This is a genomic window from Burkholderia sp. GbtcB21, assembly GCF_019091065.1.
Lineage (GTDB): Bacteria > Pseudomonadota > Gammaproteobacteria > Burkholderiales > Burkholderiaceae > Burkholderia > Burkholderia pyrrocinia_C.
In genome coordinates this window covers 1-251 of record NZ_JAGXKA010000349.1, presented here as the reverse complement: position 1 = coordinate 251, position 251 = coordinate 1, and the positions used below count along the sequence as shown (strand labels likewise).

The window sequence follows — 251 nt, the reverse complement described above, 5'->3', positions numbered from 1 at the left end:
CTGACCGCCGAGATGCCGCGCTGGGCGGCGGCCGATGCGTCGCTCGCATATGCGGCCGTGCCGCAGCTCGTTCTTGTCGCGCCGACGGCCACGCAGCTCGCGCAGGCAGTCGCGGCGCTCGAGCGCCTGCACGGCGAAGGTCGTGGCGTGCTGGGCTGCTGCGCGCTCGGCTATGGGCGCAGCGTGCTGTGTGCGGCTGCGTGGCTCGCCGCGCGGCGCGGGCTCGGCGGTGCGCGCGACGCGCTTGCCGC

General features: G+C 76.9%; 1 pseudogene. It reads left to right on the top strand.

From position 1 onward, the window contains the following. A pseudogene (locus KVT39_RS37095) lies at window positions 1-251 on the top strand (serine/threonine protein phosphatase); the annotation flags it as partial.